At 46.3% G+C, this 19360-nt stretch carries 15 protein-coding genes; 10 read left to right on the forward strand and 5 right to left on the reverse strand.

Annotated features, from left to right (window positions below; genetic code table 11):
• The 6 genes from MIC7113_RS12410 (at nucleotide 1) to MIC7113_RS38060 (ending at nucleotide 8222) form a co-directional block, all read left to right on the forward strand.
• Nucleotides 1-1296 (forward strand): glycosyltransferase, encoded by a 1296-nt coding sequence (locus tag MIC7113_RS12410; RefSeq protein WP_015182510.1) that lies wholly within the window; start codon nucleotides 1-3, stop codon nucleotides 1294-1296.
• On the forward strand, nucleotides 1289-2206 hold the full coding sequence (locus tag MIC7113_RS12415) for an OST-HTH/LOTUS domain-containing protein (protein ID WP_015182511.1): 918 nt from the start codon (nucleotides 1289-1291) through the stop codon (nucleotides 2204-2206). The genes MIC7113_RS12410 and MIC7113_RS12415 overlap by 8 nt, the downstream gene beginning before the upstream one ends.
• Nucleotides 2207-2226: 20 nt before the next feature.
• The gene (locus MIC7113_RS12420; protein ID WP_015182512.1) at nucleotides 2227-3936 is read left to right on the forward strand and encodes an N-acyl-D-amino-acid deacylase family protein; all 1710 of its coding nucleotides are present in this window, start codon (nucleotides 2227-2229) and stop codon (nucleotides 3934-3936) included.
• A 13-nt stretch (nucleotides 3937-3949) separates the two neighbouring features.
• On the forward strand, nucleotides 3950-4387 hold the full coding sequence (locus MIC7113_RS12425) for an Mpo1-like protein (RefSeq protein WP_015182513.1): 438 nt from the start codon (nucleotides 3950-3952) through the stop codon (nucleotides 4385-4387).
• A gap of 225 nt (nucleotides 4388-4612) precedes the next feature.
• The gene (locus tag MIC7113_RS12430; RefSeq protein ID WP_015182515.1) at nucleotides 4613-5647 is read left to right on the forward strand and encodes an aromatic ring-hydroxylating oxygenase subunit alpha; all 1035 of its coding nucleotides are present in this window, start codon (nucleotides 4613-4615) and stop codon (nucleotides 5645-5647) included.
• A 466-nt stretch (nucleotides 5648-6113) separates the two neighbouring features.
• A complete protein-coding gene (locus MIC7113_RS38060; RefSeq protein WP_051055665.1) occupies nucleotides 6114-8222 on the forward strand; it encodes a GAF domain-containing sensor histidine kinase in 2109 nt (702 codons plus the stop codon).
• Between the two features lie 20 nt (nucleotides 8223-8242).
• On the opposite strand, the gene MIC7113_RS12440 is transcribed toward MIC7113_RS38060, so the two are convergent.
• From MIC7113_RS12440 to MIC7113_RS12460, 4 genes are all read right to left on the reverse strand, one after another.
• Nucleotides 8243-10897 carry a HEAT repeat domain-containing protein gene (locus MIC7113_RS12440; protein ID WP_015182517.1) on the reverse strand — a complete coding sequence of 885 codons (2655 nt, stop codon included), beginning with the start codon at nucleotides 10895-10897 and terminating at the stop codon, nucleotides 8243-8245.
• Between the two features lie 173 nt (nucleotides 10898-11070).
• Nucleotides 11071-11637: a Uma2 family endonuclease gene (locus MIC7113_RS12445; protein ID WP_015182518.1), complete on the reverse strand. Its 567-nt coding sequence runs from the start codon at nucleotides 11635-11637 to the stop codon at nucleotides 11071-11073.
• A 128-nt stretch (nucleotides 11638-11765) separates the two neighbouring features.
• Complete coding sequence (locus MIC7113_RS12450; protein WP_015182519.1) at nucleotides 11766-14495, reverse strand: AAA family ATPase; 2730 nt, start codon at nucleotides 14493-14495, stop codon at nucleotides 11766-11768.
• Nucleotides 14496-14676: 181 nt separating this feature from the next.
• The gene (locus tag MIC7113_RS12460) at nucleotides 14677-15432 is read right to left on the reverse strand and encodes an AAA family ATPase (RefSeq protein WP_015182521.1); all 756 of its coding nucleotides are present in this window, start codon (nucleotides 15430-15432) and stop codon (nucleotides 14677-14679) included.
• Nucleotides 15433-16022: 590 nt separating this feature from the next.
• Between MIC7113_RS12460 and MIC7113_RS12465 the strand changes: the two genes are divergently transcribed.
• The 4 genes from MIC7113_RS12465 (at nucleotide 16023) to MIC7113_RS12480 (ending at nucleotide 18601) form a co-directional block, all read left to right on the forward strand.
• Nucleotides 16023-16280: a hypothetical protein gene (locus MIC7113_RS12465; RefSeq protein ID WP_041780029.1), complete on the forward strand. Its 258-nt coding sequence runs from the start codon at nucleotides 16023-16025 to the stop codon at nucleotides 16278-16280.
• Between the two features lie 186 nt (nucleotides 16281-16466).
• Nucleotides 16467-16742 (forward strand): hypothetical protein, encoded by a 276-nt coding sequence (locus MIC7113_RS12470; RefSeq protein ID WP_015182522.1) that lies wholly within the window; start codon nucleotides 16467-16469, stop codon nucleotides 16740-16742.
• Between the two features lie 177 nt (nucleotides 16743-16919).
• Nucleotides 16920-17654: a Uma2 family endonuclease gene (locus MIC7113_RS12475; protein WP_015182523.1), complete on the forward strand. Its 735-nt coding sequence runs from the start codon at nucleotides 16920-16922 to the stop codon at nucleotides 17652-17654.
• On the forward strand, nucleotides 17654-18601 hold the full coding sequence (locus tag MIC7113_RS12480) for an RluA family pseudouridine synthase (protein ID WP_015182524.1): 948 nt from the start codon (nucleotides 17654-17656) through the stop codon (nucleotides 18599-18601). Before MIC7113_RS12475 ends, MIC7113_RS12480 begins: the two co-directional genes overlap by 1 nt.
• Here the strand turns inward: MIC7113_RS12480 and MIC7113_RS12485 are convergent.
• Nucleotides 18581-19330 (reverse strand): phycobilisome rod-core linker polypeptide, encoded by a 750-nt coding sequence (locus tag MIC7113_RS12485; protein WP_015182525.1) that lies wholly within the window; start codon nucleotides 19328-19330, stop codon nucleotides 18581-18583. The two genes, MIC7113_RS12480 and MIC7113_RS12485, sit on opposite strands and share 21 nt — an antisense overlap.
• Nucleotides 19331-19360: the final 30 nt, after the last annotated feature.

Below are 19360 nucleotides of genomic sequence, written 5' to 3' on the forward strand. Positions count from 1 at the left end.
GTGGAACGAAGTACTTGTCACTTCAGTAACAATGTCAGCGTTGATCGCGATCGCCGCCTCAAAGCCACCCTCATGGTTCTATTTGTCTGGGGTTTCGTCAGTTTACTCCACTGGCAACCCCAGACACAGTGGCTGATGGTGGGATTAACGGCAGTTCTGACGATTCAAACGGTACGAATGCTCATGGCAAAAGCGAACCCTCCCAGGGTAGAGGGTGATGCCGATTTGCCCACAGTCTCGATTCTGGTTCCCGCCAAAAATGAAAGTGTTGTCTTGCCCGATGTGGTTCATAGCCTATTCCACCTGAACTATCCCAGCACTCATCTGGATATCTGGATTGTGGATGACGGCAGTACTGATGAAACCCCCCAAATTTTGAGGAAATTACAAACTGAATTTCCGGGGTTACAGGTTCATCAACGGGAATCCAAAGGAGGTAAATCAGGAGCACTCAATGCAGTTTTTCCCTTCACACAAGGCGATATTGTACTCGTTTGCGATGCCGATGCTCAACTTCCTGCCAATTTTCTCCGGCAAACCGTACCTCTGTTTCAGAAGAGGGCGATTGGTGCAGTGCAAGTGCGAAAAGCGATCTTGAATGCAGATACCAATTTCTTAACTCGTTGCCAGCAGATGGAAATGAGCTGTGATGTTTTTCTGCAAACCCATCGAATTGCAATAGGAGGAATGACTGAGCTTCGGGGCAATGGTATGTTAGTTCGTCGGGAACTGCTAGAAAAGTGCAACGGTTGGAGTGAGGACACCGTCACCGATGATTTGGATCTCTGCTTCAAGCTTTATCTGACAGGCACAGAAATTGAGTTTGTCATAGTTCCAGCGATTCAGGAAGAAGGAGTGACAACCTGGAGAGAGTTTTGGCATCAACACTGTCGTTGGGCAGAAGGTGGATATCAGCGTTACCTGGATTATTTTCCCCAAATCCTGACCTTGGGATGGGCTAAAGAAATCGATTTACTATTGTTTTTTCTACTACAGTTTATTCTCCCAATTGGACTTATTCCTGACTTACTCTGGACAATCTTTTATAGTCATCATCCAGTCTTATTTCCACTCCAGACACTACTGAGCATCATTCTGACAGTTGCTTTTATCGCCGGACTTTACCAATATCAAAAATTACGAGGAGGGTCTTTACTGTGGGCGACCATCCAAGGTTCTTTCTACATGGTGCATTGGATTCCAGTGATGATTGTGACCACCTTAAAGCTGTGTATCAAACCACAGAAATTGAATTGGATTAAGACGGAGCATCGCGGTGGAATGAATTATGAATGAGGAAGCAGATAATCTTTTAGAAAAACAGAAAAAATACTTTACGTTAATTGGGTTAACCGTTTATGAAAGTCAATGCATTGAACATAAGCTAAAAATGCTGAGTAAGTTTATGCCTCTTCCCTATGATAAATTTCATAGTACCAAAGAAGAGTTTTTGTCAAGAGAAACATCCCTTGACAAAAAAACACTTGGTTTTGTCATTAATGAATTAAAAAAAAGGTCATTTACGTTAAATGATGATGCAGAATTTTTAATTAACAAATTTGTGATTGAAAGAAATACTGTTGTTCATCACCTTGTGAAACTACCAGGATTTAATGTTAACACAGAGGAAGGAATCGATAGAGGAATAAAATTTTTAGATGAATATAGAAAAACGATACAAGTAATTAATGATATTTTTGACCCAATTCTAATCTCAGTACATATTGTATTATGCGAAAATGCTAACACTGATGACATCAAATTATATCAAGAAAAACTGAATGAACTTTATTTACTCTTAAATGACTCATTAAAAAGAGCAGGCGGCTCTCTTGAAATAGAGTTTCATGACAATAATAATATTGATGATCGTTTTGATTCGTTAATTAAAAATCATTTGAATAAAAATGATTCGTCTGCATTGAACCCACAAAAAGAGAAAAAGAAGTTATGGAAAAAAACTAAAATTATTCAGGCATTGAGTCGGATTGCGGCAGATATAGCCAATCAAGATGGATGGATTGCCTTATCTGTTTGTGAACAACGGTTGAAAACAGAATGTCCTGACATAAAACCTGATGATTATGGGTTTAACACTATTCTGGAAATAATCAAAACATGCAATTTATTTGAAATTAAAAAATCAAAACACAAAAAGCACAAAATCTCTGTTCGGTTCCATCAAGAAAGAAATGAAATTGGCTGAAATTAGAAAAATTGCGAATAATGCTGGATTTACTGATTCAAAACGGGTTAATTTTCGACGGTTTAGGCTCTGCGCCGATTCGCGGGGATATTGGCATTCAAAAGGGTCGAATTATTGCCATATCTCCATCTTTACCTAACAATGCCCGTGAAGTGGTGGATGCTTCCGGATTGTGGGTTACGCCAGGATTTATCGATATCCACACCCACTATGATCTAGAGTTAGAGATTGCACCGGGATTGAGTGAATCCGTTCGTCATGGCGTTACCAGCGTTGTGATTGGCAACTGTAGCTTGTCTGTTGCTGTTGGGAAACCCCAAATGCTGGCGGATATTTTTCAGAGAGTAGAGACGCTTTCCCATCGACTGATTGAGAAATGGTTAAAACAGTCGCTTTCTTGGCATACACCAGCCGAATATTTGAACCATTTGCAGCAGTTGCCACTTGGCCCCAATGTTGCCCCTTTGTTTGGGCATAGTGCTTTACGCGCCCACGTCATGGGATTGGAACGTAGTCTGACAGTTCAGCCCTCAAAAACTGAACTAAAAACCATGCAACAAATAGCCGCAGATGCTTTAGATGCGGGATTTTTTGGCATTTCAATTGACATGTTTCCCTGGCATCGGATGAGTGGAGAATGGCGGGGCTGCTCCATTCCGTCGCAACATGCCAAACTGGGTGAATACGCTATGTTAGCCAATCTGTGTCGGCAACGCGATCGGGTTTTTCAAGTCACTCCGAATTTACAGCGACTGGCTTCCTTTCTAGATATTCTCCGCATGGGTTTAGGCATTGGACAACGACCCCTGCGCCTAACCGTACTCTCCGCTTTAGATGCCGTACACGATCGCAAACTATGGCGAATATTTTCCCCTCTCCTGTTCATCTGGAACCGGATTCTCAGGGGCAATGTGCGCTTTCAAACCCTCACCGAACCCTTCACGATATACTCCGATGGCCCAGTCACGCCATTATTTGAAGAATTCTCCACAGGCGCACAACTTAATAGCTGTGAGTCACGACAAGAACGGCAAAAATTGTGGCAATCTGAACGTTTCCGTCGTCAGTTTCGACAAGAATGGAGCAATCCGTGGCGTAAGTCATTCCATCGTCAGTTGGAATTGATGGAAATTGTCCGGTGTCCTGAAGTGAGTTGGCAAGGGTTGAGTTTTGCCGAAATTGCCCGCCAAAAGCAACAAGATCCGGTGGATTTCTTCATCCAGGCGTTGCATCACTACGACACCGATCTAGGCTGGGTGGCAACGGGAGCCAACGATCGCTTAGAACCCCGTCTAGCTATGATGCAGCACCCCTATATCTTGCCCGGTTTTACGGATGCGGGTGCCCATGTCCGTAACCTCGGCTACTATGATGGAGCTTTATCGTTGCTTAAACAAGCTGTTACCACTCATTTCCTCTCTCCTGAAACCGCTATTCATCGCGTCACCGGAGAACCTGCTCAATGGTTTCGTCTCGATACCGGAGTTCTGAAAATTGGCGCTAAAGCCGATCTGGTTTTACTCAATCCGCAAGCTTTGAACCAGCCCATCAGCCCACAAGTAGAAATATCAGATCCAGTCTTAGATGGCGAACTTCGTAGGGTCAAACGTGGGTCAGATGATATCGTGCAAGCTGTTTATATTAATGGGATTCAGGCTGTTCATCAAGGTCAAGTTTGTGAACAATTGGGGCGCGAACAACTGGGAACTGTTTTATCTCCCATACTTTAGCTGAAGATACCTTATGAGTAACCTCAATCCTACTCTCCGGCAGACGTTGAGCAATCGAATTAACGACCAAATTTTGGAGCATCCGTTTACAGACTACTGGGATATCTTTGTCCTCAAACACCAGCACCCCATTAATGTTGCTCTCCATATAGTGGGGATAATCTTCTTTTACAGCTTGCTTTTTTGGACTTGGAAGTTGCAAAATTTCTGGTTCCTCTTGGGCTTGCCGCTCACTCAGTTAATAGGATTAACGGGGCATTTTCTGTTTGAGCAGAGTCATATCGATCGACAAGATGCTGTATTTTCTTGGCGAGCTTCTTGCTGTTTAGGTCGAATGCTATTAAGGATTCTTTTAGGCAAATATGGAGAGGATATCCGCCAACGGCAAGAGGTATTACAGCAGTATCAGTCAAAAGGAGATTCAACTGACATCTGTCTTGAAAATGGGTAATGGGTAATGGGGTAGAGAGATTTTCATTGTTTGTTGTGAGCGCTAGCTCATGGGAAGTCTTGCACCAAGCATTTTTACCCCTCCCCAGCCCTCCGGTTATCAAGGGGAGGGAGTTAAATTCCCCCCTTAACAAGGGGGGTGGTGCAAGATGTGAATTCAACCAACGGCTGAACGATATCAGTCATAAAGCAAATCACAGAGAGAAAAAATACCAGGTTTTAAGCCATGCAAATCTTCAACAACTGGAATGTCGTTGCTAAGGGTTGGTATATTGCCTGTCCCAGTCATGAATTACTGAAGGGAAAAGTAAAATCTTTAGAGGTTTGTGGGCAAAGAATTGTGATATTTCGGGGTGAGGATGGGCAAGTGCGGGCAATGGATGCTTATTGCCCTCATCTTGGGACAGATTTGGGAATTGGACAGGTTGATGGCAATTGGATTCGTTGTGCGTTTCATCATTGGGCATTTGATGAAACAGGGCATTGTCAGAACATTCCCTGTCAGCCGGAAATTCCTGCTAAAGCTAAATTACAAGCTTATGCAACGGAAGAAAAGTATGGGTTTATTTGGATTTATCCAGACGCATCAGCACCAGAGAAAGTCGCTGATTTTGATGAACTTAAAAACAAAGCGATCGCTATTCAATATGATCGAGCCTTTGAGCGGAGTTGCCATCACCACATTTGCATGATGAATGGGATTGATGCTCAACATTTAAAGACGATTCATCATCTCGACATCAAAATGGAATTGTCTTTGGATCGAGATGAATCAGGGACACAAATGGATTTCACAATGCGGGGGCAGTTTCCTCAAACAACTTTTCGGGAACGCTTAGGGCAGAGATTTTTAGGTTCTACCTATGAATATTCAATGCGGTATGCTCATGGCTGCATCGGCTTGCTAACGATGATGAAAAATGTACGGTTTTTTTCTCCACTACAGATGATTTTTGCCTACACCCCCATCACACCGGGAAGAACGCGAATTCAACCCATTTATGTGACCGAAAAGCGCCGAGGCATCGGGGGGTGGCTGCTGAGTCAGTTCTTGCTATTGTGTACTCGCTTGGCTTACTACATGCTCAGAGATGAAGACGGCGAGATTTATGACAATATTCGATTTAATCCGAAGGTACTCCTGGGTATTGATACGCCCTTGGTTCAGTATATGGACTATGTGAACAAGTTAGAACCGTCGCAATGGTCGCTGACGAAAACAGATGCTTCTGTTAAGCATGAGACGTTTCAAAGATTTTAGACCTCAATCCGGTGTATAGGGTAGAAAAGTTGATCTCATGCACCCTTGGGGTAGGAATTTTTCAGGGGCGATCGCACTTTAATCTTTATCAAAAGTTCATAAAGCTTCCGTAATTCCTCAGATCTGGAAAAGTTCCGTATTTATTCCGATCCCCTGACGCAAAAATTCGAGAACAATAGGTGTAATCCTTTGCATTCTAAACAGTCCATCAAACAAACTTAATCTTTCTTCAAAAGGACTTAACAAAACTTCAAAAACTAGGTTACCTCAGATCTTGCACCAAGCCCTTGTACCCCTCCCCAGCCCTTCCCTGATCAAGGGGAGGGAGCTAGATTCCCCCCTGGATCAGGGGGGTTAGGGGGGTGATGCAAGATGTGAGTTACCCTAACTTTCCCCCTCTCCTTAGCTTGCAACCTCAATAATCAGTAATTTGCTCCTTTGCAATTCTGCTACTTTTGAATAGCCCATGCTGCAATCGATACAAGACTTTTTCTCCGGAAATTTCATGGCACACGGCTACTGCTTCCTCTGGAAGCCGGAATTAGTGTGGTTGCACGCCGGCTCGGACTTTTTGATTGGTCTTGCCTACTACTCAATTCCTCTGATGCTGCTCTATTTTGTGCGTCAGCGTCAGGATGTGCCTTTCCAAGGAATTTTTCTGCTGTTTAGTGCCTTTATTTTGTCCTGTGGCACGGGTCATTTACTGGAAATATTGACGCTTTGGCATCCGGTTTATTGGCTATCGGGTTTGATGAAAGCCATTACTGCAATAGTTTCTCTATATACGGCTTCAGAATTAGTGCCTCTAATCCCACAGGCGTTAGCATTACCCAGTCCAGCCCAACTTGAAGCCGCAAACATAGCTCTGGAAAAAGAAATTGTTGAGCGCAAGGAAGCGGAGAATGCCTTACGCCAAGCGAAACAAGAGTTAGAACAACGGGTAGAGGAACGAACCAGAGAGCTAGCAAGAGCCAATCAAGTGTTGCAATCTGAAATCATTGAGCGGGAGTTAGCCGAGTTAGCATTGGCAGAGCGTGAACGATATTTGGCGGCTTTAGCCGAAGTACAGCACAGCTTGTTGTCACTCAAAGGGGATAAAAACTACTACACCTCAATTTTGGAGCTGCTGGGGCAATCGGCTAAAGCCAGTCATGTTTATGTGTTTGAGAATTTTTACGATACTAGGGGTGAGTTGTGGAGCCGTCCCTGTGCCCAGTGGTATGTTCCTCACCTCTACAGTGAAGGTGATAGTGCCAAATGTCCTTATTTGCCTTATGAAACCTGCTTACCCCGATGGACTGAGATTTTGGCACGGGGTGAAACCATTATGGGACTCGTCAGCGAATTTCCTGAAGAAGAGCGTTTTACTCTAGAGCAAATGGGGATTTTATCACTATTAGTTTTGCCCCTATGCGTGAACGATCAGTTCTTTGGGTTCATTGTCTTCGATAACTGTACAAAGGCAAAGGTATGGTCAGCATCGGCAGTGGACTTGTTAAGGGCGGCGGCGGCGGCACTCTCACTTCAGCACGAGCGTTTTAAAGCAGAGGTGGCGCTGCGGCACTCAGAAGCTCAGCTTAGAGAACAAGCGACTCAACTAGAGCAAGCGCTGAATAAGATTAAGCAAACCCAAACCCAGCTAGTACAAAGTGAAAAAATGTATAGCTTGGGCATGATGGTAGCTGGCATTGCCCATGAAATTAATAATCCAGTCGGTTTTGTTTATGGGAATATTACCCCAGCCAGCGAATCGATCCAAGACCTGCTGACACTGGTCAATCTTTATCGGCAGCACTATCCAAATCCAGTACCTGTCATTCAGGAGTATGAAGAGACGATAGACTTAGACTTTATCATGGATGATTTGCCGAAGCTATTGCAATCGATGAAAGTGGGAGCCGAGCGAATTCGTGATATTGTCGCCTCTCTGCGGACATTCTCGCGCACCGATCAATCGCAAATGAAGCGAGTGAATATTCACGAAGGTCTCGATACGACCTTACAAATTTTGCAGCATCGGCTGAAGAAAAAGCCGGGACGCCCTGCTATTGAGGTGATAAAAAAGTACGGAAGAATCACTTCTGTCGAGTGTTATTCGGGACAGATCAATCAAGTCTTTATGAATATTTTGGCGAATGCGATTGATGCTTTGGAGTCGATGATTATTAGCAGTGAACATATCGAAAGTGAGACGATGGTGGCTCACCCTTCGCCTCAGATTCAGATTTATACAGAGCTGATAGACGCGAGGGAATCTATTTCTAACTTACCGAGTGTCGTTATCCGAATTATCGACAATGGCCCCGGCATGACCGAACGAGTTAGGCTTCTGCTTTTTGATCCTTTTTTTACAACCAAACCTATAGGTCAGGGAACGGGTCTGGGGTTGTCCATTAGTTATCAAATTATTGTGGCAAAACACGGGGGGCAAATACGATGTGTATCCGCACCCGGACAGGGCACTGAGTTTATTATTGAGATTCCCATTCGGCAGTGCCATCGCAAGTTTTCTCCTAGCCGTCAAGATAGTTCAGAACCACAAGTATTGCCTGCAAAAAATTGGCAGCTTTGCTAAAGCTGAGACTCGTTAGATTTTTAAGGCTGTTGTGCCATCTGAGTTTGTCCTGATGGACTAGCTAAACCTGCCTGTTTCCTGAGTTCCTGAGCAACAAAGTCAGGCACCTTAACATCTGCCCCCTGACGCAAACAGCAATCGTGTACGGCAAGTAGGAAGCCTTGAATAGCCGCGGGTGCTCCCGGCATGGTTGCAGCTTGGTTGAGGAATTTGCGCCACTGTCCCTGATTTTTGCCGTAATTCTCAATCAACTGCAAAGCGGCGAGATATTCGGCGAGAGGGTCGAGGGCGAAGCGGATTTGGTCTTGAGCAGGGCCAATAGTTTGGATTAGACGCAGACGGTCTTCTAAATATTTTAGGCGAGCTTCTGCATCGTCTCCGTTTAATAGAGCTAACGCATCTTTGCGTTTGGCAGCAGCAGGACGATAGGTTCCCTTCAAGCATTCCCAGGCTAGGGCTTTAGCATCCTCCTGAATCATGCGATCATCCAGCTTATCTGCGTTTACATCACGGTTAAGTTCGTTGAGGTAACTCAGCATCAAATCGGGGATGTTATCCGGTAGGGGTGCAAGACTTTGTGTCCCTGTAGCCGATGCTGTGCCGTCTTGACGGGCAATCAACTGTTCCGCATACAGTTTCGCCAGCAACACGGTGATGTTGCGTGTTCCCACCATCGTGGACAGTCGGCTACAGGCATCGAAGAACTCCGTATCTGTAAAGCGATCGCGTTTTCCTCGTTGCGTCAGATACGCTTCCATAAAGGATGAGAGTCGATTGCCTTCAATCCGCAAAGGTTTGAGCGTGGTTTTGGTAACTTTGCCCAGGGTTTCCTCGGTGCGGGAGGTGATAACCAACGCATTGACACAAAAATCCGGTAACTCCGGACGAATCGCTTTGCGCGTCGCCTCACTCATTTCCGAAAGGTGATCGACAATCACGAGAATACGTCGTTGTCGCAGCAGACGTTCCAGCAATTCCTCAGAGATTGGATCAGCCTCATTGGTTAAATCTTGCAACTGCCCTCGGATAGCAGCAATGAACGGTGGTTTGTCCGTGGCTTCAAAGTCCAATTCTTCCTCAATCAATACAGGCAGCATCTGGTGTTCACACAGGCGTTCTGCCGGATCATCAGAGGTTGCCCACTTGGCAATTTGACAAGCTAAGCTGGTTTTTCCTGCACCTCCTTCACCCCAGATGAGTAGACAACTACGCTGTTTTTGGAACTTGGGCTGTAAATCTTGGGCGGTAAGTTGGGGGACAGTTTCGCCATCAAGAACGACGGGGACAGGAATGTACACGTTGCGATCGCGTACTGTATCCTTTTGTTGGAATTCCTCTCGCACAGATTTTACATGTGATGCCACCCAACCATCTAACACTTTCGGGTGGTAGTGGAAGAACCCGACAAATAAGGCATATCGAATGGGTACGCTGATACCGATCACGGGCAGGGGAACATCAGTGTAAGGCTTGAGGGCGTTGTTAATTTGTAGCAACCACAACGGACGCACGCGGAGGAGAATGAACCAGATGAGGGGGACAAAGAGAATGTAAGCGATCGCACCTAACCACCATTTATGCTGAAGTATCCATTCCAAAGTGCGATCAAATAGGCGGGTTTGTTTTTCAGCTTGCAGTGCTAGAAGAGGACGGCGAACAACAGCGATGTATTCCTCTGGAAACTTGGCTTCGGGGTCTTCTACAATTTTGAGAGCTTTCTCTAAGTCCGAGATGTCTTTGTCCAACTCGGTGTTGGATAGCTTCTTGGCTTTATCTTGAAACACACCGGCAATTCCTCCCAGTCCGTTGGCAGCATTGCGACGAACTTCCACCTTGTCATCTTGTAAAGCGGCAATTAGTGCAGGAATGGCGGGTTTGGCTTCTAAACCAATTCGCCCCAACGCAGAAGCCGCATTCAAGCGAACGTATTTATTCTCATCCTTTAAGGTGGTAATCAGGGCTGGTACAGCAGTTTTCGCTTTAGCACCAAATTGCCCTAAAGCATCCGCAGCACCTTGGCGAACATGTTTCGTCTTGTCTTGCAAGGCGGCAATGAGAGCCGGCACTACGGTATTGGCATCCGCACCAATGCGTCCCAAAGCCATTGCCGCATTCCAGCGAACTTCTGCATTCGTGTCCTGTAGGGTGACGATTAAAGCAGGGGTGGCGCTGGAGGCGGCAGAACCGATTTTTCCTAAAGCATAGGCAGCAACTAAGCGCAGGTTTCGATCAGAATCGTGCAGAGCTTCAATCAGGTCAGGGACGGCTGTGGAGGCTTCTGGGCCAATTTTTCCAAGTGCATAGGCGGCAATCCGGCGAATGTATTCATCCTGATCGTGCAAGGTCGTCAGCAACGTGGGGACGGCCGTTGAGGCTTCGGCACCGATGTCTGCAAGGGCAGAGGCAGCACGCCAACGAACTTGCTGATTTTCAGCTTTGAGCGCATTAATCAGAAAGGGAACAGCGGGGGAGCCAATTTTTGCGATCGCATCGGCAGCATCATGGCGTACCCGAAAATCAGTATCGGTGAGTTTCTCAATTAGGGGGGCAACTGGGGCGTATGGGACAGGTTGCGCTAGAGCTTTGCCGCTTACCTGCAAGAACAGGAACAGGCAGAGGATGGCAACTTTGAGTATTGCAGTTAGGAGGACTTTAGCTTGAGTGTGTTTAACCACGCACTTACCTCTAGAAGTCTTCTATTTTAGACTTCACGCAGATCGAGACAAATTACGCAAGTTTAGCGAGTTCACCTTTTGAATCATATTTTTTAACGCAGAGAGCGCAGAGGGGGACGCGGAGGGACACCGAGGTTTTTGAATAATTCCGATGCAGATGGAAATGATATCATTTACCAAATCTGAGTCAAATCTAAGACAAATCCTGGCAGTACATCTTCCCCTGAAATTGTGCTTGGCGAGTTCAGTACGACAACATCTTGCCCAGGTTTGTAGATTTCTACTTTGTTGGTTTTCGGGTCAATCAACCATCCCAAACGCACACCGTTATCGATGTACTCTCGCATTTTCTCTTGAAGTTCTTTCAATGTATCGTTTTTGGAGCGTAACTCGACCACAAAATCAGGAGAAAGTCGTGAAAACTCTTGTTGTTCGTCTTCGGTTAAGGTATTCCAGCGTTCATTGCTCACCCAAGTAGCATCTGGCGACTTGACGGCACCATTAGGTAACGTAAAGCCAGTGGAGGAGTCGAAGGTTTTACCCAAGCCTGTCTGTCGATTCCACAACCAGAGTTGACCATATACTTCACCGTTTTTCTTACCTGTCCAAGGGGTTGTTGGGGGCATAATGATTACTTCTCCAGTAGCGGCGCGTTCTAACCGTAAGTCTCGGTTCACTTCGCACAGTTTCACAAAGTCTTTGCTGGTGAGGTTGGGGATGGTGAGGGTGATGTGGTTCATGGCTAGTGGGATGGGTACTGGCTTACTCACATTTTGTCAGATGCTTAAATTGTGCGATCAGCTTCGCTGGTGCCAAAGGCAATCGCTTGCTCCTTGTTGCCTGAATTCTCCCAGCAGGTTTAGGCGGCCTAATTTTGCACAACCCAACGACGAAACAGTTCCACAATAATCTGCCAATGTCCTTCTCTTTCTTGAATCACATCGTGACGTATCAGAGTCTTGAGGGCTTCCTGCAACGTTTCCTCCTGTAGGGGCGTAAGGCCTTGCGCCCCTACCAACTCGTCTAATTCTGTCCTTAATTCGTCGAAGTTTAACCCGTTTGGATGAGGTACCAATGCTTTTAGTATTGCCTGCTGCCCAGAAGCGCCTCGTGCTGCCTGTCCCCAAACGCCATCGAAGTAGTAGCGCCCTCGCTTGAAGAATTCAGGGTCGTTGATGACGGCTTCCACATCCTCTACGGTGAATACTGGGTTGCGGGAGCGTCCTTGCTCGAAAACATAGTCATTGTAGCGGCGAACGAGCTGGAATCCTACGAGCTGAACTAAGTAGGGTTGACCTGCGGTGAGGGTGTAGATTTGGTCTAGGGCTTCGGGGGTGTAGTCGAGGGGGAAGTCACCCCCCTCTTTCCCCCCTACAGGAGGGATGGCAGAGGAAGAATTTTCATCACTTGGGTTTGCGAGAATCTGGCGGGTAGCCCCAGGTTGCAGGAAGCCAACGTGGATGGGGATGACGCTGGCGAAGAAGGGTTGGAAGTAATCGGCTGTCATTTCTTCCAAGGTGTGCAAACCTGCAAAGGCGAAGGCGACTTTGGAACTCATTTGCACCAATCCCCGCAGGTATCCCATAAAGTCTTTGGGGATTTTCTCAGCTTCTATCAGTTCTTCGATTTTCTCGAACTCGTCTAGGGCGACGATTAACCCACCGCTAAGAAGTGCTTCGACCTGTTTCAAATAGCGTTCAAAGGTACGGTAGGGAAGGTTCAGCAAATCTGCATCAGATGGAGGTGTGCAGCCTGTCGCATCGGAAATAGCATCACTAATCGCCATCAGTACTTCCCCGACTCCTTGAGAAGTAGCTCCCATGTTTAGTAGGTTGATATAGGCTACCTTTACCCCTGAGCCTGAACAGTTGGCGACGTTACGGAGGATGGAGGTTTTGCCCATGCGTCGGTGTCCGTAGAGAACTACAGATTGCAGTTGATGACCCATAACCCAGAGTTCTTCTAGCTGTCTGAGTATGTCTTCTCGCCCGACAAAGAGATTCCCCTCAACAGGATCGCCTACTACATACGGATTAGTTACAGGTTTGGTGATGGAAATTTCTCCGACTTCACCAGCTACTTGCAACAGGGCTTCTTTCCAAGTTTGAGCAATGTCTACGATTAGGGATCGCTCCGCTTGCGGTACAGTGTCGGCATTGTTCAGGATCTTTGTGAGTTCTCCTTGGGCGCGAGCGAGGGCGAAGGCTTTGGCAGAACGAGACACGCTGCCTTGAACAAGCTGGACATCCTCAACAACGCGACGTAGAGATGCGATCGCTTCCCAGGTTGCTGGACGCAGAAGAGGTTCCTTTCGGAAAGTAAGCACTTGACGTGCAGCAATAGTGTTTTGCTCTTTAGCTTCGTTTAAAGTTACTAGCGTTTGGGCAAGGGTGAACATTTCTTCACCGTAGAAAAGAGAACGCACTTCTGCAAAATGTTTCTTCGCTTTCTCAGGTTCTTTTTTATAGAGATGCCAGAAACCAGCGGCAGCAATACCGGAAGGGGTACTAGCAGGGGTAGGTTTATGTAATTGGGTTTTCTCATCATCTTCTTCTACTACAAAATCTGAGACAGAATGCACTAGCTCCCAATTGAAAGGGTCTTCAACCAGCTTGACTACACGAAGGATGGCTTGCTCCAGAGGCGTCTCAGCAAACACATGATTTATTGCCTGGACAACAGGGCTGAACTGAAGAGTATAGCTCAGCAATTGATTAACATTATGCACACCGCTTTCCCAATCCTGACGTAGCCAATGTGTTAATCGAGAAGAGAGGAAGGGAATGGGAAGCGAAGTGACATGGGGAATTTGCCAGTATTCACTCCGAGGTGAACACAGGGCGACAGATATACCCAAAAGCCAATTCACTGGACGGAGTTTTGCCATGCTTAACACCACGAGCCATGCCACACTCCACGTCACGCCCCACACCATCCCCAACACCAGCACAGACGCCACACCAACTACTCCACCCAACAGCAAGCCAGATGACACGCCGACTGCCCCACGTAATACTACACCCCAAACTACACCCCATGCCACGCCTAATGTTACGTACAATACTGTACCCCCTACCACTCCCATTGTCATACCCTGCACCAGGTCGAACCCTACAACGGAGGCCACAACTAACACCATGCCCAGCATCATCAGCTGCATTAGGTCGAACCCTACAACAGAGGCCACAACTAACATCACAACCAATGTCATGCCGAACTCCCCGATGGATGCTACGACCAACGCCACACTGAACCAATTAGGCGAAACTCGCATGTCGAACCAATTAAGAAGAACGACTATTTTCTGAAAAATTACACCCAGAGCCACCCAAGCTAGGGCAATAGCGACAGTTAATACAAGTCCTTGTAGGAGTAGCTGATCTCGGTGTTGACGCTCTAACTCCCCTTCCTTTCGCCCATTGATTTCCCCTTCAGGAATATACCCACCCCCAAAGGTTTCCACATACCACCTCAAAGCCTGGGGGAAGAAAAAGACCCAGTACAACAACCGCAGGTAATCCAGTGGATTCCACAACGATAGGGGTCGCTTTAGCTTGGGGGCTAAGTCTAAGCGGGGAACAGGGTGCTGCTGGCTCATTGCACACCTTCCAGGTAATAGACTTCTGGTAAAAATACCTGGCGAATGAATTCGCGGCTATACAAACCAAGTCCGCCTACGCGGACTAAGAGCAAATTGTGATTGAAATCTGCATAGGCAGGTTTTGTTTGTGTAGCCCCAGACTTCAGTCTGTGGGCGCAGATTGACGATTGCAAGAGGTTCATTCCCCACCCTCCAGATACCGAGAATAAGTTTGATAACACAACTGCATCAGTCGCCGAGGATGTCCGCTACTTTCCTGCACTAGCTGAATAATTTCCTCGTCAGTAAAACGCACCGAAGTCATAGCAAGACGCGCATCAATAAAAGCACGGACAGTAGTTTCATCCCAATGTTTTAGGTTCTCCTCTTGGCAAATGCCTGCAAGCGGAGATGTCTTCCCTTCATCCTGACTATCGTTAAACAGACGCTCCAGAGGTTCACTAGCCGCTAAAATCAGCTTTAAAGGAGCATTGCTTCCCTCGGCTAAACCACGCAAGCGATCGCGTACTCCACGAGTAAACCCAACCCATGTCATCTTCCCCACATTATCTATCGCTAATAAAATTCTGCGATCGCGCAAATTGCGAGTTAGGCTATAGTCCTTGCTTTCAGGGATACCAACCTCGTGACACAAAGCACTGTAGAAGTCATTTTCATCATTAACCCAATTCAAATCTAGGAAGACTGACTGACGCGGCGAATTGAGGCAACTTTCCGCCAGTTGGCAAATTTTCCATAGCACAGAGGATTTGCCGATACCTTCCTCTCCGATTAGAGCAACACTACTACCGCTATTCAGAACCTCGAATATGCGACGGATTTCGCGTTCTCTGTTAAAGAACTGTTGCACATCGTCCACTCTGCCTTGTTGGGGAACAAAGGGGTTGAAATTGCTCCCCTCCCCTTGCAGGGGAGGGGTTGGGGGAGAGGTCATCCGCAGATTATCGGGGTTTAGCTGTACCGGAGAATCTTGCTTTAATATCTGCTGTTGATATCGATATTGTGTGGGGTTTTTAAAATTTTTCTTAGTAACGTTTATCCCTAAATCTTTTTTAAGCCTATTATATAATTTTGTACCAACCTCTCTTATATATTGCTCAGTATAATCAGTCTTAGCACTAATGACAGCCTAAGTCTCACCTGACCATACCCATAAAAAAATATTTTCCTCTAATTCATTTAAAATAGGCTTTGTTTGTTCATTAAAAAGCGAATTTATAAATTCTAATGCTTCTTTGGAGTCCATTAGAGGAAATTTACGTTCATAAGCGGATTTTCAAACCAACCAATTAGAGACTACTTCTCCCTACAAACCAACATTAACCTACTTTTGCCTACAAAACCAGGATAGTCAAGCTTCCTACTTAAGCCAACCTAAACCTTATGAGCCGAAAGCCATCATGGTCTTATCAACCAATACAAGAACTTTAAGACCATGATTAACCAACAATCAGAAACTCAGCAATCTATTGAACAGCAACAGCAAAAAAATCAGTTGAACAGCAACAGCAAAAAAATCAGTTATTGAACTGTCAAAAAGCAGTAAATAAACCCGAACAATTCATCTGTACCATTCAACCCGTAACCCCCACAGCAGCCAAACCATTAGATCCATCGACATTTTTGCAATATGTAGATGCTTTAAGCACAATTATTCATGGGAGTACTATTCTTGTTGTTGCTTTAACTCAATTTAGCAAGGTTTTTGTGCCTTTGATAGGTCAAAAGCCAGACAACAAGACAAACCTGCCTGTTCAACGAACCGCTAAGCCTAAAAAATAACATCAATTAGTTTTAGCTTAGATTTAGTACCCGCCACTCACCCGTCAGAAAATCATTGATTTTCGGGCGGTTTTTGTCATCTGCCCATACTTTTGTAGTGATTTAAAGCTCTAATTTCTCAGCAATTATTTTTAATTTCGTAGCAAAAAACACTTGCCTAAACGTAGACAAGTTACTACAATAATAATGTTGCAACAGCAACAAGTCAGGAGCCAACCCCGCACCGTGGAAAGTCAAGGGTTGGCTCTGGCTCCAACAAACGAAGGAGTTAAATTCATTATGACGAAAAAACAGTGTCTTAATCCTTGGGCAGTGGCGCGTCAACTTCCCAGCCTGAAATGGTTAATCATTGGTCGCTATCGCTCTCGCTCCGATGCAGATGGACATCTCCTGCTCTTGCGTCAGCGTGTCCCCAATATCCAATTTAAGGTTGTTTTTGATGTGAGCGATCGCAAGCAATAGACGCTTAGTCCCCCTAGCTCTTCACTCAAGCTCCCCCCTTAATAAGGGGGGTTGGGGGGGTCAATGTGTAGCAGCACAAAAGGGAGAGGGGATGAGAGCCATCAATCGGCTCTCCCATGCCCCCTGAGCCGTTTATCTAAAATTAATAAAGCTGCTAGCGGATTTGGAATTAAAGCGATGGTCACACAGCTACAATCTTCCACCCCAAAAGACATCATCTACCCCGAAAGCGACGGGCAACCAATGGCAGATAACACCAAGCAATTTAACTGGATTGTTGCCATCAAGTTAGGCTTAGAACTCTTGTTTACCAACGACTCCAATATATTCGTTGCTGGCAACTTACTCTGGTATCCCCTAGAAGGCAGTAACAAAACCAGATGCGCCCCAGATGTCATGGTCATCTTTGGCAGACCAAAAGGAGACAGGGGTTCTTACCAACAGTGGCGAGAAGATAACATTCCCCCGCAAGTGGTGTTTGAAATTCTCTCTCCTGGCAATACTGTCAAAGAGATGATTGAAAAATACAAGTTTTACCAACGCTATGGCGTTGACGAATATTATCTCTATAACCCCGATGGGGGTGAGTTGACCGGCTGGCTACGTTCTAGCAATGAGTTAGAAGCCATTGAAGAGATGATGGGTTGGATTAGTCCACGCTTAGGGATACGGTTTGAACTCTCTGAAGGTGAACTCATCATTTATCGACCGGATGGAGAACGGTTTGCCACTTATGTGGAACTAGCTCAACGGCTAGAACAGGAACGGCAAGAAAAAGAACAAGAGCAACAACGGGCAGAGCAAGCTGAAGCTAGGGCAGAGCAGACAGAAGCACTACTAGAGCAAGAACGACTGAAAGCGCAAGCCTTAGAAGCTAAACTACGAGAACTCGGCATCAACCCAGAACAATAGTGACAGAAATTAATTTACAAGTCGAAGAAAAGGACGATCGCATCGATCGCTACCTTTCCCAACACCTTCGGGATCTCTCGCGATCGCGTATTCAACAACTGCTCGAACAAGGGCAAGTGCAGGTTAACGATAAACTCTGTACCTCGAAAAAAGTAACTGTGCAATCGGGCGATCGCATTTCCATCACCATCCCCGAAGCCAAACCCCTGGATTTACAACCTGAAGCCATTCCTCTAGACGTTCTGTACGAAGATGACTCCCTGATCATTATTAACAAACCCGCCGGCTTAGTTGTCCATCCGGCTGCCGGTCATGAAAGCGGCACTCTCGTCAACGCTCTCCTGGCACACTGCACAAATCTTGCGGGGATTGGTGGCGTTCAACGTCCGGGAATCGTCCACCGATTAGATAAGGATACAACGGGTGCGATTGCGATCGCCAAAACCGATCAAGCTCATCAACACCTACAAGCCCAACTTAAAGCCAAAACTGCCCAACGGGAATACTTAGGTGTTGCCCACGGTTCGCCATCAGCAGAGAGTGGCACCATTGACCAACCCATCGGACGCCATCCTGTTGACCGTAAAAAAATGACAATCTTGCCAGTGGATAAAGGCGGACGTACCGCTATCACCCACTGGCAAGTTAGAGAACGATTGGGGAATTACACCCTAATCTATTTTCAACTCGAAACCGGTCGTACTCACCAGATTCGTGTTCACAGCGCCCATATTGGGCATTGTCTCGTCGGCGACTCTGTTTATGGCAGTGGTCGCTCTGTAGGGGTGAATTTACCAGGTCAGGCACTCCACGCTTGGCGACTTCGCTTGCAGCATCCAGTTTCTGGAGAGTGGATTGAGGCAATTGCCCCTCTGCCACCCGCCTTCATCACACTCCTGGATGTGCTGCGGCGACGTACTGCTGCACTAACGCCGAGGCACCCTTGATAAATAATCGATGTTCTGCGCTGACACCCGTGGGACTGGGTTGGATTGGGGAGCGATAGACCGTGCCATCTCTGCATACAGAGATGGGTCGCCTGCTCTTGCCTTCCTCTCTTGTGGGATGTAGCTGCGAATCTCGTTCTGCCAGATAATTTGAGGAAAGCCCAGTTGCGAGCGGTAATAAGCGTCGTAACGGGGAGATTTGATGTTGAAGGGTCGTTCACCCTCATTCCGGCTATGTAAAACTCGACGCCGCTGATAGGGGACGGTGTTGTACCCGAAATTGCTCAGGTACTCGTCGCTATTGAGCAGTTGATCGACAAAGCCTGTAATACCCTTGGTAGCAACTACAATTGACCAAGCGATTTTTTCACGTTCGCTGTAGACATCACGTCCCAGCACCCGTTGTACGCATTGCTCAACAAAGCGGTAGTTGCTGTTTTTCTCATAGAAGCTGTTTCTGAAAGTCTTAGAAAGCAGCAATCCACGAATGAAGTCCCGAACAGTGCTTTGACCATTCCGGAGCTGAGATTCAAGAGCCGGCTCTCGATCCCAAGCAAAGGCATGGAAGAAGATCTGGCGGTAGGCGGCTTCAATCAGATTATCCATATCTCCAGAGGAGAGCAGGTTATCTGTTGTAAAAATTCTAGGTTGTTCATCACCAGGAATTTCATATGCAGCTACGCGCTGATTTTGGCTTTTAGGTGAGTAGCTTAATAAAGGTAAGGCCACGTTGGCAATCTCCGTAATCTTAGAAAATCT

The organism is Allocoleopsis franciscana PCC 7113, assembly GCF_000317515.1.
In the GTDB taxonomy this organism is placed as follows: domain Bacteria; phylum Cyanobacteriota; class Cyanobacteriia; order Cyanobacteriales; family Coleofasciculaceae; genus Allocoleopsis; species Allocoleopsis franciscana.